Origin of the sequence: Desulfovibrio gilichinskyi (assembly GCF_900177375.1) — a bacterium.
In the GTDB taxonomy this organism is placed as follows: domain Bacteria; phylum Desulfobacterota; class Desulfovibrionia; order Desulfovibrionales; family Desulfovibrionaceae; genus Maridesulfovibrio; species Maridesulfovibrio gilichinskyi.
Genome location: NZ_FWZU01000001.1, coordinates 214,883 through 240,182, shown reverse-complemented (window position 1 = coordinate 240,182; position 25,300 = coordinate 214,883). Strand labels below are relative to the sequence as shown.

Sequence of the window (25,300 nt, the reverse complement as noted above, 5' to 3'; positions counted from 1 at the left end):
TTTTCCGGATCAGACAATACCCGCACTGTTCAACATGATAGCCAAACGGGCCGGAAGTAACTTTACTTTCCTACATACCCGATAAAATCCAACCACTCCATAAAAGCGGTTTTTTGTTAAGTAGTCCAGACCGTTTTTCAGATCTGGACTACTTTAAACTATTTTTTCAATGCATCTGCATAAATTTCAATAACATGCTTAACTTCAATTCCACCACCGGACTGCGACAGCATATCACCGAGCTGCATCATACATGCAGGACATGAAGTTGTGACAACGTCTGCGCCGACAGCTCTTACATTTGCAGCTTTACGCTGACCAATGCTTTTAGACAGGTCGTAATGATAAAGAGTAAAACTACCACCGCTACCACAACAGCGATTGGCTTCGTTCATTTCTTTAAACTCATATTTGCCGTTCGTTTTAAGCAGTGAACGTGGCTGAGCAGTAACTTTAAGAGATTTGGCAAGATGACAAGGGTCATGATATGTCACGACTTTATCACCACTGCCCTGCTCTGCTGTTAAGCTTACTCCGACAACATCAACTAAAAACGCACTTATATCCATAGCTTTATCAGCAAGATCCTTAACTTTTTCTTTGAAAATAGGATCTTCATCGTCTACCATTTTAAGCCATGTTTCTTTTATAGTCGAAGTACAAGTTGCGCATGGAGTAACGAGATAATCAAATGTGCCGTCTTCAAAAGCTTGAACATTCTGCTTCATCAGCGTCACAAAAGATTCCTGATCTCCGGAAGCCAAAGTAGGAATTCCGCAGCAGGACTGTCCTTTAGGCAGGAAAACTCCAACGCCATGATATTTGAGGACGTCCATTACTGCATGTCCCACATGAGGGAACATTTTATCAACAACACATCCGGGGAAGAAAGCAACCTTAAGGCCGCTGGCTCCGCGTGGTGTATCAACACTTGGGTAATCTTTTCTGAAAGGACGCTTGGAAAGCGGCATAAAATGACGCTCACCGATAATAGGGTTTAAAAGAGCACAGCTCGAGGTTCCGGCTGCTTTGTCAGCAACTTTTTCAAATGGTCCCTGAAACTTCGCGCTCATATCGGTCAGGAAATTGAACAACTTAGGACGGGTCAAGAGTCCTTTAAATATCAACTTTTTAGTTGAGGACAAACCTTTATAAGTTGTTACAATAACGCGTGCTTTAATAAAGATGTCCATGATCTTAACACCGCTTGGACAGTTCGCAGCGCATGATCCGCAAAGCAGACATCTGTTAAGTTTTTCATTAACCTGATCAGGGTCAGTAATCAATTCATGTGCAAGTTTCTCTAGAAGAGCAATCTTACCACGTGTTACGTCAGCTTCCTGCATGGTTTCGGCAAAAACAGGGCAAACAGCCTGACACATACCACACTTCATACAGGCGACCATCTGGTCGTCCAACTCCATGAGTTGTTTAGCTAATTTTTGAACGTCAGACATTTAGCTAACCTCGATGATTTTGCCGGGATTAAGAATTCCCTTAGGATCGATGGCTCTCTTCATACGCAAAGAGTAATCAAGAGTAGCCTGTGAAGTTTCCTTCACCATCCATTTGGATTTAGCCATTCCGATTCCGTGCTCACCTGAGAGGGTTCCTTTAAGTGAAAGTGCTACTTCGAAGATTTCATTAACAGCTTCTTCTACGCGATGGAATTCTTCCTTATCTCTCTTATCACAAAGGATTGTAGGATGAAGATTACCGTCACCGGCATGACCGAAGGTTCCGATAGCAATATTATATTTTTCAGCAATTTTGTTCACGCCGCGGATCATTGCAGGGATCTGGCTGCGTGGAACAGTTGCATCTTCAAGTACAGTTGTAGGCCGTGCACGTGCAAGAGCAGGAAGTGCATTACGACGAGCAAACCAGAGGCTTTCACGTTCTTCTGCGGTTTCAGCAGCATGAACTGAAGTAGCTCCGATTTTATTACAGATATTAACAACCTTTTCAGCATCATCAGCAACTTCAGCAGGATGACCGTCAACTTCAATCAAAAGAATGGCCTGAGCTTCAGTTGGAAGACCTGCTTTAGTGAAAGCTTCAACATATTTGATACTTACGTGGTCAAGAAGTTCAAGAGTACAAGGAACAATATGGTTTGCAATAATTGCTGCAACAGTTTCGGAAGCTTTATCAATATCGTCGAAAACAGCCATCATAGCTTTAGAAGCTTTTGGAGGAGGAACTAGTTTAAAGATAATGTTGCTGAAAACTCCGAGAGTTCCTTCAGAAGCGACCATAAGTCCGCCGAGATTGTAACCTGTTACGCATTTGACTGTGCGTGATCCTGATTTAATGAGGTCACCGTTAACATCGAAGAAATCAATTCCCATAACGTAATCTTTAGTAACGCCGTATTTAAGGCCGCGAAGACCGCCAGCATTTTCTGCAACGTTACCACCGAGAGTTGAAACAGCCTGACTACCTGGATCTGGAGGGTAAAAAAGACCGCGTTTTGCGACTTCTGCTGCAAATTGTGCAGTAACAACACCTGGTTCAACAACTGCGTATAGATCTTCTTCGTTGATTTCCAGAATTTTATTAAGGCCGTTGGTAAGAACTACTACTCCGCCAGGGTGAGGAATAGTTCCACCGGAAAGATTGGTTCCAGCGCCGCGAACAGTCATAGGAAGGCCATGTTCGTTACAAAGTCTCGTAACTGGTCCAAGCTGTGCTGTTGTAGTCGGCTTAATAACAAGTGAAGGAACAGCAGGATTAAGGACCGCTGAATCGTAAGAATATGAATGCAGGTCTGATTCTGTATGCAGAACGCCTCCAGCTCCGACTATTTTTTCAAATTCTTTTGCCAGTTTTGCATTGGACATTAAGTTAGCTCCTGTCTTAAAATCTTTATAAGTATATAATTAACCTTTTCTATTTGTTTTTTTAACCCGGCCGGAGATATCTCCGGCCGGGTATTAAAACAAATTAGAACAGGTGAGGTAAGAAGACGAAGGTCATGAGAGATGCGACAACACCTACAATCAGACCATAAAGAAGGAAAGGCCATACAGTACGCTTGAGGATAGCACCTTCCATACCTGAAAGTCCAACAACAGCACAACCTGCAACAATGTTGTGAATACAGATCATGTTACCCATAGCTCCACCAACGGCCTGAGCAGAAACAATAATCTGATGAGACATATTAAGGCTTGAAGCTACGCCCCACTGGAATTCAGCAAACAGAAGGTCGGAAACAGTGTTTGAACCAGTGATAAATGAACCGAGTCCACCGACAAATGATGCGAACATAGGCCATGTCTGACCGGCAAGACCGGAAACAGCGTCTGCCAATGCAAGAGGCATAGACAAGTAGTTGTGAGGGTTAAGTGCTGCATCAGCAATACCGGAACCACGGAAAATGGAAACCAGAGCAACGGAGAAGAACAACGCAATTGTTGGGTTCTTCATCTTTGCGATAGCTTCTTTCCATGCTTTTGCGGCTTTGTCGCTAGGCATCTTGTGAATGAAGATAGTAAGAATAGCAACAAGAGCAAAAGGAATAGTACCTGGAAGGTAAAGATACTGAATGGAAGCATTAACACTTGAAAAACCGAGAATGTTTTTGAAAGGAATAGATACACCTGCAAGCAGACCTTTAAGTCCGAGGTCAGGAATACGAGTAATAACGAGAATGATACCGATAAGGATATAAGGAGCCCAAGCACGAGCCTGACTCATATGAGCCTTGAATTCAGTAGAGTTTTCAGCTGAAACAGTACCAGTCCATTCGGCATCCCAAGTGGAGGAAGGACCGAAATCCCATATTTTTTCAGGAACACAGAAACCTTTTTTAGCACCTACAATCGCAAGACCGAGACCTACAAGACCACCGATGAGTGATGGGAATTCAGGTCCGACAAACCATGCGGTGAAAAGGTAAGGAACTGCGAAAACAGTTGAAACGAATAATGAAAATTTCCAAGCTGCAAAGCCTTCGCTCCAGCTCTTGTTCTGACCGAAGAAACGAGTCATGAAACCGAGCATGAACAAAGGAAGAATGTAAATCATAGGAAGATGCATGATAGTTGACCACTGACCAACGATTTTATCAAACATCTCCATTGAATGGAAGTTTACACCAGGAGCAGAAGCAAGAACAGCTGCGTCAACAAGTGTGGTCAGATATTTCATACCCAGAATAACAGGAGTACCAACAGCACCGAATGTTACCGGGAATGAGTTGAAAACCAGACACATAACAACTGCAGCAAGAGGAGGGAAACCTAGGCTTAAGAGCAAAGGAGCTGCCAAAGCTGCTGGTGTACCGAAACCAGCGGCACCTTCAATAAATGCAGCGAACAAGTAACCGATAATCAAAACCTGAATACGACGGTCACGGCTGATGTTTTGAAAACCGTGCTGAATGGTTTCCATACCGCCACTGTACTGAAGTGTGTACAAAATAAGAATTGCACCGAATACGATAATAAGAATACCGATAGCGGTAATAAGGCCCTGAACAGTAAGTGCTGCGACATAAGCGGCAGGCAGATTCCATACAGCAACAGCACCGACAACAGCAGACAACCAAGCAACTGGCATTGCTTTAGTCGCAGGCCAGCGCATTCCTACCATCAAGATCAAAGCGAGAGCAATCGGGACGAGTGCTACGAGAGCGAGAATTCCTACAGACATGTTTTCTCCTTAAGCAGAAAAAATCCAAGTTTGTTATTACGCTTCGATGAAACAATTTCATCGGACCACATTTGCGCAATAAGATTTCAATTTTTAAAGTCTTTTGACTGACTCCTCCCTTATAATCCTGCGAAGCACCTTCAACTTCACAGAAAAAAAGGAGCTTGCGGGCGGACTGAGGTCCACCCGCAAGCAATGAGGCTTTTATTTGCTTTCGCTGGAACCAGCGGCAGCCATATATTTAAAATATTCGTAGCGATCATTGTAATCTTTTTCAATTTTCGCACGATATTTTTTTGAGACTTCTGGGTTAGTACGTTCAAGCAAGCCATAGCGGTTTTCGCCGGCCATGAATTCCTGAATTGTTCCGTCAGGGTCCTTGGATTCAAGGATGAACGGATTTTTACCTTCTTCAGCAAGAAGTGGGTTGTAGCGATAGAGAGGCCAGTAGCCGCTGTCTACAGCCAACTTCATTTCGAGCTGAGTTTTGCCCATACCCTTTTTGATTCCCTGGTTGATACATGGAGCGTAAGCGATGATCAAAGAAGGACCGGGATATGCTTCAGCTTCCTGAATTGCTTTCAGGAACTGCTGTTTGTTAGCACCCATGGAAACACTGGCAACATAAACATAACCGTAGGTCATTGCGATACGACCGAGGTCTTTTTTACCTGTGCTTTTACCGGAAGCTGCAAACTTAGCGATAGATCCGAGTGGTGTTGCTTTAGAAGCCTGACCACCGGTATTTGAGTATACTTCGGTATCCATTACGAAGACATTGATGTCTTCACCGGAAGCAAGAACGTGGTCTACGCCGCCGAAACCGATGTCGTATGCCCAACCGTCACCACCGAAGACCCAGAAGGACTTCTTAGTGAACAGATCTTCCATTTCAGCAATTTCATAAAGAAGATCAGTCTGAGGTGCAGAATAAAGACCCTGCATAACCTTCTGACCGAATTCTTCGGAAAGAGCAGCATTATTGCGGTTTTCAAGCCAGCCTTTCATTGCTTCTTCCAGCTCGGCAGGAACGCCTTCACTGATAGCTTCAGTTACGAGGTCAGCAAGTTTTGCACGACGATGGGAAATACCCATTTCAATACCGAAACCGAACTCAGCAGCATCTTCGAACAGTGAGTTGCCCCATGAAGGACCATGACCGTTCTTGTTTGTGCAGTAAGGAGTGGTAGGAGCAGAAGCACCCCAGATTGAAGAACAACCTGTTGCGTTTGCAATGATCATGCGTTCGCCGAACAGCTGGGTGAGGGTTTTGACGTAGGGAGTCTCACCACAACCGGCACATGCACCGGAGAACTCTAAGAGAGGACGCTGGAACTGGCTGCCTTTGACAGAAGTTCTAGCTGCAAGGTCATCTTTTTCAGGAAGAGTCTGTGCAAAAGTCAGGTTAGGAATTTCAGTAGGAGTCTGAGTTGCAATAGGTTTCATAACAAGAGCTGTTTCCTTTGCAGGACAGATATCAGCACAGTTACCGCAACCCATACAATCCTGAGAGTAAACCTGCATGCGATATTTAAGACCGCTGAATTCTTTACCCTTAGCATCGACAGTTACGAAGCTTTCAGGTGCGTCTTTCAGTTCTTCATCATCTACGAGAACAGGACGGATAGCAGCGTGAGGACATACAAATGCACACTGGTTACACTGAATACAGTTTTCTGGAAGCCACTCAGGAACATTCACAGCTACGCCGCGTTTTTCAAACTGAGAAGTAGCCAGAGGGAATATTCCGTCAGGTTCAAAAGCGGAAACCGGAAGTTTATCACCTTTCTGAGCCAAGATAGGGCGAACGACATCTGATACGAATTCTGGATCGTCATTGAGAGCGACTTCAGCATCAGCAAGGTCTTTCCAAGACTCTGGGTAATTAACTGCAACGAGGTTTGCAACAGCCTGATCAACTGCAGCAGTATTCATATTGACGATTTTGTCGCCTTTTTTACCGTAAGCTTTTTTGATGGAATCCTTAAGCAATGCAACAGCCTGCTCAAAAGGAATTACGCTGGAAAGCTTAAAGAATGCAGTCTGCATGATCATATTAATACGACCACCAAGACCTACACCTGCTGCAATTTTGATAGCATCAATGGTGTAAAATTTAAGTTTCTTTTCAGCGATAGTGCGGCGCATGGAAGCAGGAAGTTCTTTTTCCATGTCTTCTGCTGACCAAGGTGAGTTGATCAGGAAGGTTCCGCCTTCTTTGATTCCGTCCAACAGGTCATAAAGATGAACGTAGCTTGGGTTGTGACAAGCAATAAAGTCAGCACTTGTTACCAAGTATGTGGACTGAATAGGTTTGTGACCGAAGCGCAGGTGAGACATGGTGATACCACCGGACTTCTTAGAGTCGTAAGCGAAGTATCCCTGTGCGTACATATCAGTGTTATCACCGATAATTTTAATAGCCTGCTTGTTAGCACCGACGGTTCCGTCAGCTCCAAGGCCCCAGAATTTACACTGAACAGTTCCTTCAGGAGTTGTATCGATATGAGCACTAACTTCAAGTGAAGTATTTGTTACATCGTCGTCAATACCAACATTGAAATGATTTTTAGGACCGGTTGCTTTCATGTTGTCGAAAACAGCCTTGACCATGCTAGGAGTAAATTCTTTAGAACCTAGACCGTAGCGACCTGAAGTAATAACAGGGGCTTCGCCGCGTTCCATGAATGCAGTACAAATATCCTGGTACAAAGGATCACCAAGAGCACCAGGCTCTTTTGTGCGATCAAGAACAGTAATATTTGTAGTAGTAGCAGGAAGAACCTGCATGAAGTATTCAGTGATGAAAGGACGATACAAACGAACTTTGATAAGTCCGACTCTTTCGCCCTGAGCGATCAGGAGGTTTACAACTTCTTCGATTGCTTCACAACCGGAACCCATTGCAACGATAACTCTTTCAGCTTCAGGATGTCCAACATAGTCAAAAGGTTTGTATTTACGGCCGGTAAGATCTCCGACTTTCTTCATACATTTAATGACAACCGAAGGAACCTGATCGTAGAAAGGATTACATGCTTCACGAGTCTGATAGTAAATATCAGGGTTCTGAGCAGTACCACGAATAGAAGGATTTTCAGGATTCATGCCTCTTGCACGGAAATTTGCAACAGCATCCCAATCAAGCAAAGAAGCCATGTCATCATAATCAATAACTTCAATTTTCTGAATTTCGTGAGAAGTACGGAATCCGTCAAAGAAGTGCATGAAAGGAACACTGGATTCAATTGCTGCGAGATGAGTAATCAATGCGATATCCATACATTCCTGAACGGAACTGGATGCGAGCATTGCAAAACCTGTCTGACGACAAGCCATAACGTCCTGATGATCACCAAAAATAGAAAGAGCCTGCGCTGCAAGAGCACGAGCAGAAACATGAAAAACACCGGGGAGAAGTTCACCGGAGATTTTGTACATGTTAGGGATCATGAGCAGGAGGCCCTGCGATGCAGTGTAAGTTGAAGTAAGAGCTCCGGCTGCAAGTGCTCCATGGACTGCTCCGGCTGCACCTGCTTCAGACTGAAGCTGTTTAACATTCAAAACCTGACCGAAAATGTTCTTGCGACCCTGCGCAGCCCATTCTTCAGCAACTTCACCCATAGTGGATGAAGGGGTAATGGGGTAAATAGCTGCAGTATCACTCATAGCATATGCTACATGTGCAGTCGCTGTATTACCGTCCATTGTTTTCATAATTTTAGCCATTAATTTCGCTCCTTAGAGATTTAATTAAACAACCTCATCGAGTTTAGACTTTGTTTTGAGCCTGAATGCAGGCATAAGATTGAATACTCAACCAAAGCTATACTCAAGTTTTGTGCCAAACCTGTAACATCTATTAAAAGTGTTACAAATCAAATAGTTACATACAATTTACTCTTAAAACAGTAATAACTCATCAACAACTGTCCTAAAAAACAGACTGAGAGCTGATTTTCACAAAATAAAACTCCCCGAATAATGCAGAAATGACATAAAACATTATTATTTGATTTTGTAAACAGCTATAAAAAAACATAAAAACCCCTGTCCTAAAAACAAGACAGGGGCAAATCCTAAAAAACAGACAGCTAAGAATCTAATTATATTTCACAATTAACAATTAATAACTGATTTCATATTTTTTGAGCAAAGCATAGAAATGTGAGCGCGAAAGCCCTGAAACATCCAAGATTACAGAAATTTCACCATGATACCTGCGTAACAGTTCTTCAAGGTATTTCTTTTCCGCAAGACCTTTAAATATTTTCAGTGAGGGCAATTCACTTGAAAAAAGATCTGAAGCCGCTGCTGAAACTGTGGATTCAATAGATCCATCATTTTTTCCAGCCTCTTGTGCTAGATTCTCGTCAAGACTATCAGAACCTGCACTTAGAGAGGATTCAGTTTTTTTAAGGTTAGATTTTGCCATTTTGATTCGCAAATTATCTGATAGATGCATAGCATAAATGGTATTCCCGCTACCGCTTGCAACAAAAGCCTGCTCTACGACATTGAACAGCTGGCGAACGTTACCCGGCCATTCATAATTATCTAAAACATCATAAAAATCAGAATTTGCAACTTTAGGCGGTACTCCATACTGAGTGCGAAGCCTCCGCAGATAAAAATCAGTAAGCTCACGGATATCTCCGCTTCTTGATCTAAGCGGCGGTAAAATTATATGAATAGTCTGAATGCGGTATAAAAGATCCTGACGAAATTCTCCTTTGGCAACCATTGCTTCGAGATCTCTATTCGTAGCAGCTATTAATCTGAAATCACTTTTGAATTCTTTATTTTCACCGACCGGACGATAAGTTCTTTCCTGTAACACACGCAAAAAAGATTTTTGCACCGAAAGGGACATCTCCCCTACTTCATCAAGTACCAGCGTGCCCTTATCCGCTAAATGAATAAGCCCCTTGTGATCCGCCTGCGCACCTGTAAATGATCCTTTCTTATGCCCGAATAAAGTACTTTCGACCAGATTTTCAGTTAGAGAGGCACAATCCACCACAACAAAATTATTTTTGGCACGTCTTGAATTATCATGAATTGTACGTGCAAAAAGTTCCTTACCTGTCCCGGTTTCGCCCGTGATCAACACGTTTGCATCAGATCCGGACGCATGGGCTATAAGATCATAACAGCTTTTTATTTCGGGGCTTTTACCGACAATATCATCTAAATTAAGCGCAACTAACTGAGCTCTGTTTTTCTTTTCAGCATGAAAAGCCAGTGCCCTGCTCATAGAAAGCGATATCTGTTTAATAGAAGACGGCTTTACAAGAAAATCCCATGCTCCGCCCTGAATCGCGAGCTCTGCTCCATCATCATCCCCCTTACCGGTAAGAATAATGACTTCAGGCTGCCCGGACGATTCCTTTATGCGTGACAGAAAATCTAAACCATTACCGTCAGGCAAAGATATATCTAAAAAAACGAGATCAAAAATTCCGGTTTCAACTTTATCCATTCCGCGAGATAATGTTTGCGCGTAATCTCCTTCATGGCCCGACCTAACGATAAGACTTTGAATTGTTTCACAAACCTGTACATCATCGTCTATTATAAGAATTCTACCCATCAATTTTCTCCGTGGACAACAGAACTTCTCTAATAGCGTCTGCAATTATATTTTTACTATATGGTTTCATCAGAACTTTCCTGACATTTTTAACTTCAGAAGCAACATTTAAAAAATTTCGTCTACCTGATACAATGAGAACAGGTATTGTCGGTGCAATATTTTGAATATCTTTGGCAAGATCCAAACCGTTTGTTTCCGGCATATCATAGTCAGTTATAATTAAATCAAATTTATCAGGGGCGACACTAACCTGCCTGAATGCCTCAGCAGGTGATGAAAGTGCAGTAACAGTATATCCGAGACTTTCTAAGATTCTAGGAGTTGTTTCAAGCTGATCTTCATCATCCTCAACAAAAAGTATACTTTCCTGACCAAGATGCAAGGGACCATAGCTCGTATTATCCACATTTCTAAGCTGTCCCGTAACAGGCAGATATATTTCAAAACTTGTTTTAACGTCTGGCAGACTGTTTACAGTCACACCGCCGCCATGTCCTTTGATTAAACCATGCACAACAGCAAGTCCAAGACCGGTTCCCTCTGCTTTACCCTTGGTTGTAAAAAATGGATCAAAAATCTTATCCAATATTTCAACAGGAATTCCAGGCCCGTTATCAGAAATTTCTAACTCTATATATTTCCCGGGCTTAACACGCATAAACTGACCTTGTTCATCTTCAACATCTACGGTTCTAAGAGAAACTTCAATTTGCCCGCCGCTATCCCTCAACGATTGAAAGGAGTTGGTGCACAGATTCATTATGACCTGATGAATCTGAGTAGGGTCAGCCATGATCAAAGGTGCATCTTCAGGTATATTCGCAGTGACCATGATATTTCTTGGTAATGAAGCCTTAATAAAATCGACCGTTTCACGAACAACATCACTAATATCAGTTGGCTTGATACCTTCCTGTGAAGGACGGCTGAAGGTCAGAATCTGTTTAACGACACGGCTTCCGCGTTGAGCGGCTTTTACCGCGCGGTCCAGATCCTTCCACGTTAGGGTTCCTTCTTTCACGTCATTCATCGCAAGTTCAATGGAATTGATGATGGAAGTAAGAATATTGTTGAAATCATGCGCAATACCACCCGCAAGTGTTCCTATTGCTTCCATTTTTTGCGACTGAAGAAGCTGCTTTTCAAGGTTGACTCTGCGTGTGACATCCTGAGCGGTAGAAAGAGTACCGACAACATCACCTTTTTCGTTATAAAGCGGAACTCTATTGATTTCCAGCCAGACAGGGTCACCACCTTCACGAGACATTGCCCAGCTGATACGCAACCGCTGATTGCCAGTTTCGATAACTTGTTGATCCCATTTGGCTGATTCCTTTGCAAATTCCTCGTCAGGCTTAAGTATAAAATCATCCAATCCGATAATTGCCGACGGCGAACCCATTTCAAAGAAATCTGTAAATGATCTGTTTGCTCCTAAATACCGCTGCTTTTTGTCTTTCCAGCAAATTTGCAGAGGTATGGTATCCATAAGAATTTCCTGAAAAGACAATTGAGCCGTTATTCTTTTTTCAACTTTTCTGCGCTGCAAAATAGAAATAACTAAAAAGATTAGAGTAATACTAAGTGCAAACAACGAAACAATGATAGTCCAAAAAACCTGTTTGTTCAGCTTATAAAAGTAATCCGGGCCATTTATAAGAACACTGTCTTCAGGCAACAGACTTTCTTTAATGTGAAATTTTTTTAGTACCTTATAATCAAACATAAAGTACTCACTTGTGCCCATAATTACTCTTTCTTTTGGTATCTTACCTGTTTTTAAAACTTCAACAGCCATTTTAGCTGCCTGCCGTCCCTGATCTTGGCCGGAAAGAAGCTTACCTCCAACTATCCCATGCCCGAGAAGAAACTCCCATACGCTGAAAACCATGACAGGAGAATTGTCCGATATTATCTGAAGTACTTCTTCTGCGGAATAAAGTTCGCCGTGAGCTCCTTTGTAAAAAGGCGTAAAGAGGAGGATATTATCACGGCCCATTGCCCTAGATTTTCTAAGCAGTTCAGACAACGTAAGATCATTCCAATATTCAAAAGTCAGCCGCCCGGCAAATAATGGTGCAGCGTTTTCAATCTGATGAACGATTGCTCGCGAAGTAACAGAATTATCTCCGACAACAGTAATCTTTTTAACATCTGGATTAAATTTAAGTGCAAGATTGACATTGGCAGCAATATCAGGATTTTCAAGAACTCCGCCGTAATTGTCTAAGCCAGCAATAAGTTCCGGCTTAAAATCATTAATACCACAGAAAATCACCGGAACTTCAGGGAAAAAACTATCCTTATATTTCAGCATAAAATTCAGCGCAGCGTTATCTGAAACAACAATGGCTGACAACTTGTAATTTTTATACTTAAATGCGTAATACGAATGAAGAATTTCCGTAAATTCGTCCCCTTTAAAACGTTTCGTATCCATATATTCAATATGCAGATCGATATTAATATTACTATCGCGAAAAACTTCTCTGATTCCGGCTAAAATATCATCTGACCATGCGTAGCCGTTTTGATATGAATTAAGAAAAAGGACATTTTTCTTCTCGATTTCCGCCATAGAAAATGTTGACGAAAATATTATGATTATTAGTGCAAATGCAGAGACGAAATATCTCACTTGTTTTGCTCTCCAGTTTATCTGTATATTAAAAACAGCTATTTTTGGTTTAAAATTAAAATTTAAAGCATCAAACCCAACTTTTCCTACTATACAAGAACTATACCGCAATTACCATCCTATACATTCGCATCATTTGCATGATAACGATTGAGCCATCTCAATTACAGGAGAACCAATGAAGAAAACAATAATATTTCTAATAATAACAGCCTGCATGCTAATATCACTGACTTTTGGAGTTTCTGCAAAACTTAATAAGCCGGAGCAGCCAAAGAGCAATCCGATTGATATAAAACTCACTTCAAAGCAAGTTGGCCCCCATGAGACAGATCATGTCGATTTAAACGTTGCAGGCTTAAAATATAAAGGGGCAATAATTCTGGAATGCGTTCACCCTGCTTTTGGAGGGCTGTCCGATATGCTGGTCAGCAAAGATCGAAAATCTTTTTTAGCTGTTTCAGATATGGGATTTTGGGTGAAAGGGGAAATGATATACAATAATAATGAATTTTTAATCGGGATTAAACCTGAGGCACAACTTGGGCAACTTTTAAGCATCGAAGGAAAAACTCTCAGCTCAAAATATAATGCCGACGCAGAAGCATTAAGCAGAGCCCCGGGATCCGGATTTCTGGTAGCTTTTGAACGCAGGCACAGGATCAACAAATACAAATCTTCAAATCTATTTGAGCTTTCAGGCACACCTTCCAGAATGAGTCAGCCTGAACATATGAAAGAACTGCCTAAAAATGGTGGGATTGAATCCATAACATTACTACCTGACGGCAGAATTTTATTAATAGCTGAAGGTGAAACAGACTATGAAAAACCATCATATGCGGCTGTGGGAATTGATAAGGACTGGATAGAAATGGAGTACCAGAGACAACCGGACTATAGACCGACTTCAGTTGCGACTCTTCCTGGAGGCGACATTCTTACACTTGAACGCAGCTTTATAAAACCTGTTTCATTAAAAATAAGGCTTTGTATTATTAAAAAACCAGAATTTAAATCCGGAACAAAGCTCCTCCCGAAACAACTTATTGAGCTTCACGGCTTGCTGCCATTGGACAACTTTGAAGGTTTGGACACCATAACAACAGACGATGGCAGGACTTTTATCTATATAATTTCAGATGACAACTACTCACCGATGCAACGTACAATTCTGATGATGTTTGAGATGGGAAAAAGTAATAAAAAGTAATAGTTAAAACTGACTGTAATTATTAATTTTTATTTTACTTTATACTTTGTATAGTTATTTTATCCAGTTATACAAAATATGATTATTTACTTATATATTACAATCAGATCCTGATTTCATTCAAATTTAAATAAAATAGATGTTGTTCTGCCCTCTCTGAAGAGTTATATTGTAACTGCATCTAACTAACCATCCAACAAATGAGGGTAGTATGAAAAAGAGCAAAACAACCTCGTATCCAAAACCCAAAATCATCATTAAAAAGGATCAGAAGATCAAAGAAGTACCAAAAAATTGTGAACTATTTACACTTAACAGTGAAAACTGGAATGTTCATCAAGATGACCGTGCAAATATTATGGGAGCTGATTTTCATCAAATGGAATCAGCAAGGAGCAGTAAATAGATATGGATGAAATTCGACAACAAATTACCTGTGAACTATCTCAATTAAGAGAAAATCCCCCCTTTTGACAATTAAATTCAAAAGGGGGGATTTTTTTAATCTTTGTTGTATTTATAAAAATTCAGAGAAGCTAAAAATTACTGTTTATTGCAGATAGAATTTTAGCTGAAGCCTGTTCATCTCCCAGCATACCATACCTGACTGAAACATTCGTAGTCTTGGATGAGACACTTTCCAAACTTATGTATACAGTTGTATCAACATCACGGGCCTTGATCGAGGCATCACTTAACCTTTTTTTATTACTTTCAATCTTTAAACCAAGTCCCTTGCACGCTTTAATTGTTGCGGTATAAGTAGAGCTTAAGCTTGAATTATATTGACGTTTAGCCTGACCGGCCACATATACGTATGTTCCTCCCGCTGCTGCTCCGCCGAGTAAAACGGCGGCACATCCTGAAAGTGACAAAACCATTACTGCACATATAAAGAACGTGGTAATCTTTTTTGCTGACATTACTAATCTCCTAATCAGAAAAACACATTTTAGCTCAATCAATAATGGGAATGAACATGTACCCATTACTGCTTCAATTGACAGCTCACACAAAGCGAACTGACCATCTTAATAAATCGATATATTCAGCACAAAAAAAGTGCACACGTAATATCCGGATGCACTTTCAAAATCTTAATACTCTTTCAAGCTATAGAATATTATTTTCGCGAAGTTCATTTAGCACCCTGACCTTGCTGAAAGGCTTCACTATATAACAGCTTGCGTAACCTCTAAAAAAAGCCTGACTCACGTTTTTAGTATCATTCAGAGAAGTGATCATGACTAGCTTAAACTCATCAGGACCTTGAATCCCCAATTCATTTTCAAGGTCACGAAGCTTTTTCGTAGCAGCGTGTCCATCCATTTCCGGCATCAGGATATCCATAAAAACAGTATCAAAAGGATCATTGTCCTTAACAGCCTTCTTAAAAGCTTCTATAGCCTCTGTACCGTTAAAAACAGTTTCACAGCGAGCATATGGTTCTAACAGCTGCGTCAGGTACATGTGGACGGTTTCGTCGTCATCAATAATTAGAAACCTCATAATCCCTCTCTTCAACCGTTCATGATTAAAACTAAATTAGAAAAAACTAAACCAGCAGTATTGTTTATACATTATACCAAATAGAAATGCATAGCAATAATGAATGCATAATAAACAGCTACTAAGTGTCATCAAATTACTGATAATGAAAACGCATAAATTATAGCAAAAAAAGGTTCAAGATCTAAACTTTTTTTGCAAATCAGATCTTGAACCTTAATAGTAACTGAGGGATGATCTCATCCTGAAATTAACACATCCGCAATGCGGATATTGCTAAATATCAACACCCCAAGCTTTAATTACAGCCATTCCGCCCTGAGTGTTGAGCACCTGATCAAAGCCTAAACCGTCAAGCATTACCTGCGCTTCATAAGAGCGTCCACCTGTATTGCAGACAAGAACAATTTTTTTATCTTTAGGAAGTTCTTCAAAACGAGCAGGTATTTCACCCTGCGGAATGTTATGCCAATGCTCAGGATATTTTTCCAGGAACGGCTCAGCATCAGCATGTTCGCGGACATCAAGGAAGCAATAATCACCGCATTCACGGTCCGCCCAGTACTGCGCAAAAGTATCAGGACCATGCCCGTGATTCAGCCCTGCGAGGGCATTATCAGCCATATTTGCTATAGCATTTAGAACGTCCATTGCGGAAGCAAACGGTGGTGAGTATGCAACCTCAAGATTACTGATATCTTCAACTGTAGGTTTAAATTTCATCAAACCGGCTACGGCATTGATACGGCCGACCATTGCATCGCCGCTTGAAGCAAAACCTTGCAGTCCGAGCACACGACGGGTGGCTTTATCAACGATCATTTCAAGAGTCATCATATCCTTAACAGGATAAAAGTGTGCTCTGTCTGCCATAATAAGCATTACGCTGATAGCATCAAATCCGGCCTGTTTAGCAGAGCCGAGACTGAAACCGGTTCCTGCAATAGACTTTTCAAATAATTTAACGACAAATGAACCTGCTGCGGCTGGGAATTTATCATTACGCCCGGCAAGATTGCTGCCGATAATGCGGCCCTGCCTATTTGCCATAGACCCCATGGGCAGGAAGAACGGAGAATCATCTACAGCATTTTTGATTACAACGCAGTCACCGCCTGAAAAAATATCAGGATCAGAAGTGCGCATGGTTTCATCAACAAGAATTCCACCGCGTTCACTGCAATCAAGTCCGCATTCGCGTGCAAGCTTGTCATTAGGAATAACACCTGCTGAAATGATTACTAGATCAGCTTCTATTGTGCCGTCAGAGGTTACAACCCGTTCAACTTTACCGTTACCTTCAATACGGGTAACCGTCTGACCGAGTTTAAATGCAACACCCTGCTCTGTCATATGATTCTGCCCCATCTTCGCAATTACGGGGCTTACTACGCGGGGTAAAATCTGATTAAATATTTCAACAACAGTTGTTTCAATTCCCCACATATCAGAAAAAGCTTCCGCCATTTCAAGGCCGATAAACCCGGCTCCCACAACGACTGCTTTATTAAACTTGCCTTCGGTGATGCCTTGTTTAATTTTTTCAGCATCATGCATATTGCCTACACAATACACATTTTCCAGTTCTTCGCCGGGAAGGTTTAATTTTCGTGGGGTAGCTCCGGTTCCGATTACGAGTTTATCGTAATCAAGCACACTCTTTTCGCCGGTCTTCAAGTTCGTAATATGAACCTGTTTTTTATCACGGTCTATTTTGGTGGCTTCCGTGCTGGAAAGGACATCAACACCTTTGATATCTTTAAAAAATGGTTCATCCCTTACCATGTGAAAAGCGGTGGTACGAAGAGCACTTGATTCAGAAACATCACCGGAAACAAAATAAGGTATTCCGCAACCGCCGTAAGAAAATACATCATCTCTATCGATGAGAATGACCTTAGCATCCTGTCTGAGTCGTTTAAAACGGCAAGCCGCTTTAGGCCCAAGCGCAACAGCACCTATGACAACTACATGTTCTGACATGATCGATCCTCTGGTTTATGATTAACATAACTTCTAAAACGATATTATTAGAAGGGGTTTGTCTTTGGCTTAGGAATTAATCACTTTAAGACATAAATGCAAGAGGAGGTGCAGATTAAGTAACCTGCACCTCCTCAAAAAAAAACATTATCACCTGAATATTAAGCCTTGGCGATGAAGTTCTTTAAGCCTGTTCCCAAGCGTTTAATCCCTTCGACAATGCGTTCTTCGTCTGAGTTTGAAAAATTGAGACGAAGAGTATTTTCACCGCTTCCATCAACATAGAAAGGACGTCCGGGAACAAAAGCAACTTTATTTTTTATTGCTTCATCGAAAAAGTCCATGGCAGATGAAGATTCCGGAAGAGTCACCCACAAAAACATTCCGCCTTCAGGTTCAGTAACTTTAACTTCGGCCGGGAAATATTTTTTAATACTCTCAACCATAACATCTCTTTGTTTACCATAACGAGCCCTGATTTTTTCGATATGATCATCCAGAACATTATCCGTAACATATCTGTAAACGAGATGCTGATTAAAAGTACTTGTATGAAGGTCTGAAGCCTGCTTGGCTATAATAAGTTTATCGCGGGTTTCGCCGCCGCAAACTATCCAGCCGAGCCTGAACCCCGGGGCCGCAACCTTGGAGAATGAACCCAGCAGAATACCTCCTTCATCAAGATATCCTCTGACTACAGGAGGATGAGATTCACCCTTAAAGCGAAGTTCTCCATAAGGATCATCTTCAACAAAAATTGTATCACGTCCCTTCATAAGTTTAGCTACAGCAGCTCTCTTTGCATCGCTATAGGTAAGACCTGAAGGATTTTGGAAATTTGTAACAGCATAAAACATTTTAACATTGTCTTGGTCTAAAGCGGCTTCAAGCTCTTTAAGATCAGGACCGTCATCTTCAAGACCTACAGTTATAAATTCAGCCTGAAACATTGAAAAAGATTGAATTGCTCCAAGATAGCCTGGGCGTTCAATTATAACTTTATCTCCGGCATCAATGAAAACTTTACCCAGCAGATCAAGGCACTGCTGTGATCCGGTAGTAATGATGATTTCATCAGCATCAACTTCAATTCCTTTCTTTTCCTTATAGCGGGCAGCAATGTACTTACGCAAAGGAAGATAACCTTCTGTAGTTGAATACTGTAAAGACTGAGGACCTGCTTCTTGTAAAACAGCCACAGCCGCAGCTTCTAATTCTGAAACAGGGAACAGTTCAGGATTCGGCAAACCGCCAGCAAAAGAAATAATAGATGTATCTTCTGTTACTTTAAGTATTTCGCGAATGAAAGATCTGTGGACAGTAGACATCCGATCGGCAAATTTAACAGGCATCCGAGCCTCCTTAAAAATCATAACGCCGCAATCTAAAGCATGTATTCCAGAACCCCAGCTCATGCCTTTCAGAAACTGCTCCCGAAAGAATTGTCAGCAATTTTATGTAGTTAAATAAATATTTAGATTCAATAATCAATCGAATAAATATCCTACTTATTTTTTTTAGGAACACAAGCGACAAAATGCACCTATATATAAAATACAGGTGCATTTTGCTTTTCTATTACTGACTATAAGTAGTTTAAACTGCTAAATACGTTTCTTGCTAATCGTGTTCGGTAATAAATTAACCCTGATACGGAAGTGATGAATGGTGCAGAACAATTTTCAAAGCACCGTTGGCATCCTTTATATATCCGAATGTATATTCAACCTTTGCCATATTACCTTTTGCATCGGTAAAAAAGTATTCACCCATCGCTATAGCCATATCGCCGTGCATATACATTTCATCATTTTTAAACTTTATATCAACCCATGGAGCTAAAGCGAAACCTGTGTCTTCACTGAATTCTGGATTTTCACCTACGAAATAAGAAAGAGCTCCTTCAACTGTCTTACGATATGGATGAATTTTTGCCTTGGTCGGCTTGAATAAAACTACACCTTTTTCATAATTATATGCATAAAGTTGATTGATCAGATTTTGAGCGGCAGCTTTATAATCTCCCTTTTCAGAATGAATCTTTCCAACTTCAATAAGCATATCAGCCCACTGTTTCTGCGCATTTTCTACTTCAGCAACTGTAATTGTAGCTTTAAGCGGAACATTTTTTTTAGCGCAGCCGGAAACAAAAAAAGCAAACAAAATAACAGTAACTAAAATAAACCTGCTGCAATACTTGGTTCTTTCACATTTCATAAGGTTTCTCCTTTAAGTAAAAAGTATTTTTTAGTTTATAAAGTCCACTATTAAAGTATTAGCACATAGAGAAGATGTTTTGCCAGACAATTCTAAGAATATATATGCCATTTTAAGTGAAAGGGAGAGCGGCGTAACCGCTCTCCCTTTCTGAGGCGAGGTAATAAGGAGATGGGAGCTAATTATTCATTTGATTTTCAATCCATTCTCTGACTTCTGCATTAATAGGATAATTACCCTTTAGTCCGCTGACAGACTTTCTGAATCTTTCTGCAATATCCTTAGGCAGATCAATACTTAAAAGCTCGCGGGCTTCTTCCGAATTTCTGCGGACAAAAAGGACTCTCGGCCTGTCATCCCACATATAAACGGTGAAATAGTTTGTATAGTCATTCTTAGACGTTACCGGGGTAAACTTACTATCCCAAGGATGGTTACCCCACTCCAAATATAACATCACGGCATCTTCCGGAGTCATTTCCCAATCTATGTCCCAGTTTCTATATTCGCTTAGGCTTCCCATGACTTTCTCCTTATTATCAATTTAGCTCGTTTTCCATCTACCTTGATTAAATAGTAACTATTACTATTAATAAGTCAAGTCAAAAATAGCTTTAAATTAAAAGAGTCTTAAAGTATCAGCGAAGAATCAGTTAAAACTTAGTTTTATTCATACACTAAATAAATCAATATTATATTACGCCATGGAAAATAAAGCTTACCCTGTGCCTGAAGCTCCTCAGCGCACAGAAGAAATAATTAAAAAAAGCAGATTTATTTGCGACATCCGCCGCGTGCAAAGCCGTGATGAAGCTAAAGAATTTATTGCATTGATTAAAAAAGAATTTCCTGATGCACGGCACCACTGCTCCGCGTTTATTGCCGGACCTTCGCAAACAGGTGATATGGGAATGAGTGATGACGGAGAACCGCAAGGAACGGCAGGAAAGCCGATGCTGCAAGTGCTGCAAGGAAGCGGAATCGGGGATATTGCAGCGGTTGTAACAAGATATTTCGGAGGGATACTGCTTGGCACAGGTGGATTGGTCCGGGCGTATTCAGGGGCGGTACAGCAAGGGCTAGAGTCTCTTAAAGTTGTAATGAAAGTACCGATGCGCATTGTAACACTTGATATAAGCTACGCGCAGGAAGGATTGCTCCGCCGTATGCTTGATGAATTTTCCGCCGAAATTGAAGATCAAACCTTCGGTAGCGGCATTACTTTTACACTGGTCATGCCATCTGATCAGGTGGAAAACTTTACAAAGACTGTGATTGAAGAAACTAACGGTACAGCAGAAATCATGATCGATGAAAATGATATCTGGCTTTGAGCTATACAGAAAGAGTTATAAAATGAAATCAAAAAACAATACTGCTTATTGTGGAATATTTTGTCCTGACTGTATTCACTACAAAAACAAATATAGTGTATATGCTAAATCGTTGAAAGATCATCTTACAAGTATTGAGTTTGACAAGTACGCAAAGATCAAAAGTCCATTTGGTGAACAGTTCAAGAAGTATGAAGAATTTGAAACAGTATTAACGGCCTTAGCTGAAACTGAGTGTAATCAGACTTGTCGCACAGGCGGTGGCTGTTCGGGCGTACCCTGCAAAATCATGGAATGCTGTATTTCTAAAAATTATGAAGGGTGCTGGGATTGCTCCGAGGTAGACGAATGCGATAAATTTGCTCTTTTGGAACCGCGTTGCGGTGAAATGCCGAAAAATAATATCAGAAAAATCAAAAAGAACGGAATTGATAAGGCAATGGAGAAACGGGGCAATTTTTACATCTGGCAGAAATAGTCATTTAATTATTATGACCTCTTAAATAATACTCAGTTTTCCAAATAAAAATCCCGACAGGAGCAACCTGTCGGGATTTTTACTATTCAAGTTGTAGCACTTACTTTTACTTAGTGAACATCTGCTTAATTGCTACAATTCCCATCTTGCGACGTAAGTAGCTAAGCTGATTCATGAGCGGCAGATTTTTCGGGCAGACATCTTCACAGGCAAGCAGCCCCATGCATCCGAAAATTCCTTCGTCAGAACCGATAACCTCAAAATACTCTCTATCCGAACGTTTATCGCGAGGATCGATTATAAACCGACCTAAACGGTTAAGAGCTGTAGCCCCCATAAAGTCATCCCGCAAACGCGCTGTTCCGCAAGCAGCAACGCAGCATCCGCACTCAATGCAACGGTCAAGTTCATAAATACTTTCCGCAACATCATTTTCCATAGGATCTTCAATTGCGCCTTGATCAAACTCTTTATCTGTATGAATCCATGACTCGACTTTGTTGTACATTGCTCTGAACCATGTTCCGGTATCAACCGACAAATCCCCTACCAGCTTAAAAACAGGAAGAGGAGTTAAGGTAATCTCAGGATCAAGATCTTTAGTCTTTGTATGACAGGCAAGCCCGGGCCTACCGTTAATCACCATTGCGCAGGAACCGCAAATTCCCGCGCGGCAACAGAAGTCAAACTGCAATGAGCCGTCCTGTTCTTCACGGATACGGTTCAAAGCAATAAAAAGCGTCATGCTGTCAGTCTCATCCAAAGAAAAAGATTCCATATGAGGTACAGATTCAGGATTCTGAGGATTAAATCTGAATATATTAAACTTGAGTTGTCTTCCCACGGCTAACTGTCCTCCTTACTGTCTGCACTGATAATCTGCATCTTACCGTAGCCGCGGTCTCCCGGAGGGATTTCGTAGCTTGGTGTTGCATCTTCATATTTAAGAGTAGGAAGATCATCATCAGGGTTCTTCCAGTAAGCAAGAGTTCTGGTAAGCCAATCACGGTCATTACGGGCCGGATAATCTTCGCGGTTGTGACTTCCGCGTGATTCCTTCCGCTGTAAAGCTCCGTAAGCAACACACAGAGCAAGTTTAACCTGCCCTTCTATTTTCAGCGCAGCAGAAAGTTCAGGACTTGCGCCGCATCCATCGGTTTGAAGACCGACTTTTCTGGCACGCTGCAAGGTTTCCTGAAGCGTAGTTACGCATTTTGTAAGACCTTCTTCAGTGCGGAAGACGTGCGCGCCTTTATCAAGTGCGTCCTGCATTGCTTCACGAATTCTGTATACGTTTTCGTTGCCGTTTTTACCGCTGATTATATCACTTATGCGCTGCTGCTGTTTAGCGGCAGTCTGCGAGATTGCGGCAGTAGGGATGGAACATTCATAAGTTTCTAAGAATTCAACAATTTTACGTCCGACAATTCCTCCGGCAACAACGGTTTCAGCAAGAGAATTACCGCCAAGGCGGTTAAACCCGTGCATATCCCAACAGGAAGCTTCCCCCGCCGCGAACAGACCTTTAAGTCCGTATGCCGCTCCATCTTTATTGGTACGCACTCCGCCCATGCTGTAATGCTGAGTAGGACGAACCGGAATAAGCTGATGAATCGGATCAACTCCCAGAAACGAGGTACATATTTCGTACACTTCGCGGAGTTTACCTGTGATATGCTTTTCACCGAGATGACGGATATCAAGCCAGAGATGTTCACCGTAAGGCGACTTAACACCCTTACCTTCGCGCATGTGATAAGTCATCCAGCGGGCGACAACATCACGTGAAGCAAGTTCCGCCTTATCAGGTTCATAAATGTGCATGAACCTTTCTTCGTTAACATCAAGCAGAGTTCCGCCGTCACCGCGACACCCTTCGGTAACAAGGATATCAGTCGGCACAATCCCTGTAGGATGAAACTGTACCGCTTCCATATTTCCAAGAGGTACAACGCCGGTATCCAGCACCGCGCCATGTACCCCTCCATCACAGATGACAGCATTTGTGGAAGCTTTATATATTTTACCGAAGCCGCCTGACGCAACCATGGTAGCTTTAGAAACATAAGCTATAAGTTCACCGGTACGAAGAGAACGGGCAATTGCGCCGTAACAGGTTTCGCCGTCCTGAATCAGTGCGATGGCTTCAACCTTATCATGAACTTCCACGCCGAGCTGGGCGCAGCGATTGTCCATAGTGTAAAGAACAGAATGACCTGTCCCGTCAGAAACGTAGCAGGTGCGCCATTTGGCAGTACCTCCGAAGTTTCTGGCTGTAATCAGGCCGCGCTTTTCTTCTTTCTCTTCTTTATCAAACTGTTTACCGCCCTTAAAATATTTGGATTTACCGGGAACAACTCGGTTCCACGGCACACCCCAATCACACAGGCGGCGCATTTCAACAGGAGCAGTATCAGCAAACAGACGGGCTACTTCCTGATCACATCCCCAGTCAGAACCTTTAACAGTATCTGCAAAGTGGACATCAGTGCTGTCACCCTCACCCATTACGCTATTAGCAAGAGCCGCCTGCATGCCGCCCATTGCCGCTGCGGAGTGAGAACGTCTGGCAGGGACGATGCTAAGGCATACCGCAGTAAGTCCGGCTCCCGCGGCTTCCGCAGCAGCACGTTCACCCGCAAGACCTGCCCCAATAATCAGTACATCTTTATAGATAGTCTGCATCAAGCCCCCTTACGCATTCAGGGTCATGAAACGGACAATCGTAGCCAGACCTATACAGATAAAAAATACCGCAAGACCTGTCGCAAACCTGTTGAGCTTACCGCGCTGAGCATTTCTGATAAATCCCCACTTTACAGCTATGCGGTAAAGTCCGGCAACAACATGCACAATAACCAGCGGTGCAAGCACCAGATAAAAATACAACCAGGGACCGGACTGAACTCTGGCGGCAGAACGAGCCGCGGTGATAGGAAGATCACTTAAAACAGCCCACATATGAATTGAACCCATAACAAGGATAAGCATTGCGGAAACAACCTGAACAATCCAAAGCCATGTGTCCCTGTGCTTCATCATTTTTGCATGAGCCCATATTGTTTTCTGGCCGTCGAGCCTGAAAGGGATTTTACGGGCAGCTAAATAAAAATGAAAAAGGAAAAGCAGGAAAAGAATCGGACCGCCGATCTGAGCCATATAATTTTTTTCGTAAGTGCTTGCAATCTTATCCATAACATCAGGATTAATGATTACACTTGAAACAAGACTCATATGCATAAAAACAAAAATTATCAGAGCCACACCGGAAAACATCTGGAGCCAATCCAAAATGGCATCGCTTTTGCCACCCTTCCTCATTGATCCATTAGAATTTAAAGACATCAGTACCTCCGTTTAAGTGGGTAAAAAACACCTCGCAACTGGTATTTTAGGAGCGCGATGATGTCTCTCATCGATTGTTTTGTCAATCAGTCCGACCTGACAACCTATGGACTTTCGGACATTTTTTAATTTTATGAACCATATATTTTTTTGCGTTTATCGAAAACATACGGCAGAACGTCCATTCATTACTCAGAAACAAACTTCTCAAATGCTAAATAAGTAATAACTGCATTTTATTAAATTATATGATTAAAATGAAAATATGTTAAAACTCAATAAATTCATGATCAGGCGTATTAATTTTTTACATTTAAGATATCACTCA

General features: G+C 41.7%; 19 protein-coding genes. 4 read left to right on the top strand and 15 right to left on the bottom strand.

All coding sequences use genetic code 11. The annotated features are described in order from the left end of the window. Positions 1-158 precede the first annotated feature (158 nt). The 6 genes from B9N78_RS01055 to B9N78_RS01030 form a co-directional block, all read right to left on the bottom strand. Complete coding sequence (locus B9N78_RS01055) at positions 159-1,457, bottom strand: (Fe-S)-binding protein (RefSeq protein WP_085097074.1); 1,299 nt, start codon at positions 1,455-1,457, stop codon at positions 159-161. Beyond that, positions 1,458-2,843 (bottom strand): FAD-binding oxidoreductase, encoded by a 1,386-nt coding sequence (locus B9N78_RS01050; RefSeq protein ID WP_085097071.1) that lies wholly within the window; start codon positions 2,841-2,843, stop codon positions 1,458-1,460. Between the two features lie 103 nt (positions 2,844-2,946). Beyond that, a complete protein-coding gene (locus B9N78_RS01045) occupies positions 2,947-4,659 on the bottom strand; it encodes an L-lactate permease (RefSeq protein WP_085097068.1) in 1,713 nt (570 codons plus the stop codon). Positions 4,660-4,863: 204 nt separating this feature from the next. Continuing rightward, the gene (gene nifJ, locus B9N78_RS01040; protein ID WP_085097065.1) at positions 4,864-8,388 is read right to left on the bottom strand and encodes a pyruvate:ferredoxin (flavodoxin) oxidoreductase; all 3,525 of its coding nucleotides are present in this window, start codon (positions 8,386-8,388) and stop codon (positions 4,864-4,866) included. A gap of 397 nt (positions 8,389-8,785) precedes the next feature. Then, positions 8,786-10,252: a sigma-54-dependent transcriptional regulator gene (locus B9N78_RS01035; RefSeq protein WP_085097062.1), complete on the bottom strand. Its 1,467-nt coding sequence runs from the start codon at positions 10,250-10,252 to the stop codon at positions 8,786-8,788. Continuing rightward, positions 10,245-12,893: a hybrid sensor histidine kinase/response regulator gene (locus tag B9N78_RS01030; RefSeq protein ID WP_245805432.1), complete on the bottom strand. Its 2,649-nt coding sequence runs from the start codon at positions 12,891-12,893 to the stop codon at positions 10,245-10,247. Before B9N78_RS01030 ends, B9N78_RS01035 begins: the two co-directional genes overlap by 8 nt. A 178-nt stretch (positions 12,894-13,071) precedes the next feature. Between B9N78_RS01030 and B9N78_RS01025 the strand changes: the two genes are divergently transcribed. Together B9N78_RS01025 and B9N78_RS01020 are read left to right on the top strand one after the other, a co-directional pair. After that, entirely contained in the window at positions 13,072-14,106 is a 1,035-nt protein-coding gene (locus B9N78_RS01025; protein WP_085097059.1) for an esterase-like activity of phytase family protein, read from the top strand. Positions 14,107-14,317: 211 nt separating this feature from the next. After that, a complete protein-coding gene (locus B9N78_RS01020) occupies positions 14,318-14,512 on the top strand; it encodes a hypothetical protein (RefSeq protein ID WP_085097056.1) in 195 nt (64 codons plus the stop codon). Positions 14,513-14,642: 130 nt separating this feature from the next. On the opposite strand, the gene B9N78_RS01015 is transcribed toward B9N78_RS01020, so the two are convergent. The 6 genes from B9N78_RS01015 to B9N78_RS00990 all read right to left on the bottom strand — a co-directional run bounded on the left by B9N78_RS01015 (position 14,643) and on the right by B9N78_RS00990 (position 20,338). Continuing rightward, complete coding sequence (locus B9N78_RS01015) at positions 14,643-15,029, bottom strand: DUF3568 family protein (protein ID WP_085097053.1); 387 nt, start codon at positions 15,027-15,029, stop codon at positions 14,643-14,645. A gap of 190 nt (positions 15,030-15,219) precedes the next feature. After that, positions 15,220-15,615, bottom strand: a complete 396-nt coding sequence (locus B9N78_RS01010) for a response regulator (RefSeq protein WP_085097050.1) — start codon at positions 15,613-15,615, stop codon at positions 15,220-15,222. 276 nt (positions 15,616-15,891) lie between these two features. After that, positions 15,892-17,598, bottom strand: a complete 1,707-nt coding sequence (locus B9N78_RS01005; RefSeq protein ID WP_085097047.1) for an FAD-dependent oxidoreductase — start codon at positions 17,596-17,598, stop codon at positions 15,892-15,894. 161 nt (positions 17,599-17,759) lie between these two features. After that, complete coding sequence (locus tag B9N78_RS01000; protein WP_085097044.1) at positions 17,760-18,950, bottom strand: aminotransferase-like domain-containing protein; 1,191 nt, start codon at positions 18,948-18,950, stop codon at positions 17,760-17,762. A gap of 289 nt (positions 18,951-19,239) precedes the next feature. After that, on the bottom strand, positions 19,240-19,815 hold the full coding sequence (locus B9N78_RS00995) for a hypothetical protein (protein ID WP_137982470.1): 576 nt from the start codon (positions 19,813-19,815) through the stop codon (positions 19,240-19,242). 178 nt (positions 19,816-19,993) lie between these two features. Then, positions 19,994-20,338, bottom strand: a complete 345-nt coding sequence (locus B9N78_RS00990; RefSeq protein WP_085097041.1) for a DVU0772 family protein — start codon at positions 20,336-20,338, stop codon at positions 19,994-19,996. 181 nt (positions 20,339-20,519) lie between these two features. On the opposite strand from B9N78_RS00990, the gene B9N78_RS00985 reads away from it, so the two are divergent. Both B9N78_RS00985 and B9N78_RS00980 read left to right on the top strand, forming a co-directional pair. After that, positions 20,520-21,149 carry a YigZ family protein gene (locus B9N78_RS00985; RefSeq protein ID WP_085097038.1) on the top strand — a complete coding sequence of 210 codons (630 nt, stop codon included), beginning with the start codon at positions 20,520-20,522 and terminating at the stop codon, positions 21,147-21,149. A 22-nt stretch (positions 21,150-21,171) separates the two neighbouring features. Continuing rightward, positions 21,172-21,627 (top strand): DUF3795 domain-containing protein, encoded by a 456-nt coding sequence (locus B9N78_RS00980; RefSeq protein ID WP_170921346.1) that lies wholly within the window; start codon positions 21,172-21,174, stop codon positions 21,625-21,627. 106 nt (positions 21,628-21,733) lie between these two features. On the opposite strand, the gene B9N78_RS00975 is transcribed toward B9N78_RS00980, so the two are convergent. The 3 genes from B9N78_RS00975 to B9N78_RS00965 are packed head-to-tail and all read right to left on the bottom strand — an operon-like array spanning position 21,734 to position 24,972. After that, on the bottom strand, positions 21,734-22,471 hold the full coding sequence (locus tag B9N78_RS00975) for a fumarate reductase iron-sulfur subunit (RefSeq protein ID WP_085097032.1): 738 nt from the start codon (positions 22,469-22,471) through the stop codon (positions 21,734-21,736). Between the two features lie 2 nt (positions 22,472-22,473). Next, positions 22,474-24,312, bottom strand: coding sequence for a fumarate reductase flavoprotein subunit (locus tag B9N78_RS00970; RefSeq protein WP_085097028.1), 1,839 nt, complete (start codon positions 24,310-24,312; stop codon positions 22,474-22,476). A 9-nt stretch (positions 24,313-24,321) separates the two neighbouring features. Next, complete coding sequence (locus tag B9N78_RS00965; protein ID WP_085097025.1) at positions 24,322-24,972, bottom strand: succinate dehydrogenase/fumarate reductase transmembrane subunit; 651 nt, start codon at positions 24,970-24,972, stop codon at positions 24,322-24,324. Positions 24,973-25,300 lie beyond the last annotated feature (328 nt).

What these genes read in the sequence shown, in the direction of transcription:
- B9N78_RS00990 (WP_085097041.1), bottom strand. Translation starts at nt 20,338, where the DNA reads ATGGGAAGCCTAAGCGAATATAGAAACTGGGACATAGATTGGGAAATG.
- B9N78_RS00995 (WP_137982470.1), bottom strand. Translation starts at nt 19,815, where the DNA reads ATGAAATGTGAAAGAACCAAGTATTGCAGCAGGTTTATTTTAGTTACT.
- B9N78_RS01005 (WP_085097047.1), bottom strand. Translation starts at nt 17,598, where the DNA reads ATGTCAGAACATGTAGTTGTCATAGGTGCTGTTGCGCTTGGGCCTAAA.
- B9N78_RS00980 (WP_170921346.1), top strand. Translation starts at nt 21,172, where the DNA reads ATGAAATCAAAAAACAATACTGCTTATTGTGGAATATTTTGTCCTGAC.
- B9N78_RS01025 (WP_085097059.1), top strand. Translation starts at nt 13,072, where the DNA reads ATGAAGAAAACAATAATATTTCTAATAATAACAGCCTGCATGCTAATA.
- B9N78_RS01035 (WP_085097062.1), bottom strand. Translation starts at nt 10,252, where the DNA reads ATGGGTAGAATTCTTATAATAGACGATGATGTACAGGTTTGTGAAACA.
- nifJ (WP_085097065.1), bottom strand. Translation starts at nt 8,388, where the DNA reads ATGGCTAAAATTATGAAAACAATGGACGGTAATACAGCGACTGCACAT.
- B9N78_RS01045 (WP_085097068.1), bottom strand. Translation starts at nt 4,659, where the DNA reads ATGTCTGTAGGAATTCTCGCTCTCGTAGCACTCGTCCCGATTGCTCTC.
- B9N78_RS01055 (WP_085097074.1), bottom strand. Translation starts at nt 1,457, where the DNA reads ATGTCTGACGTTCAAAAATTAGCTAAACAACTCATGGAGTTGGACGAC.
- B9N78_RS01015 (WP_085097053.1), bottom strand. Translation starts at nt 15,029, where the DNA reads ATGTCAGCAAAAAAGATTACCACGTTCTTTATATGTGCAGTAATGGTT.
- B9N78_RS00965 (WP_085097025.1), bottom strand. Translation starts at nt 24,972, where the DNA reads ATGTCTTTAAATTCTAATGGATCAATGAGGAAGGGTGGCAAAAGCGAT.
- B9N78_RS01010 (WP_085097050.1), bottom strand. Translation starts at nt 15,615, where the DNA reads ATGAGGTTTCTAATTATTGATGACGACGAAACCGTCCACATGTACCTG.
- B9N78_RS01020 (WP_085097056.1), top strand. Translation starts at nt 14,318, where the DNA reads ATGAAAAAGAGCAAAACAACCTCGTATCCAAAACCCAAAATCATCATT.
- B9N78_RS01050 (WP_085097071.1), bottom strand. Translation starts at nt 2,843, where the DNA reads ATGTCCAATGCAAAACTGGCAAAAGAATTTGAAAAAATAGTCGGAGCT.
- B9N78_RS00970 (WP_085097028.1), bottom strand. Translation starts at nt 24,312, where the DNA reads ATGCAGACTATCTATAAAGATGTACTGATTATTGGGGCAGGTCTTGCG.
- B9N78_RS01000 (WP_085097044.1), bottom strand. Translation starts at nt 18,950, where the DNA reads ATGCCTGTTAAATTTGCCGATCGGATGTCTACTGTCCACAGATCTTTC.
- B9N78_RS00985 (WP_085097038.1), top strand. Translation starts at nt 20,520, where the DNA reads ATGGAAAATAAAGCTTACCCTGTGCCTGAAGCTCCTCAGCGCACAGAA.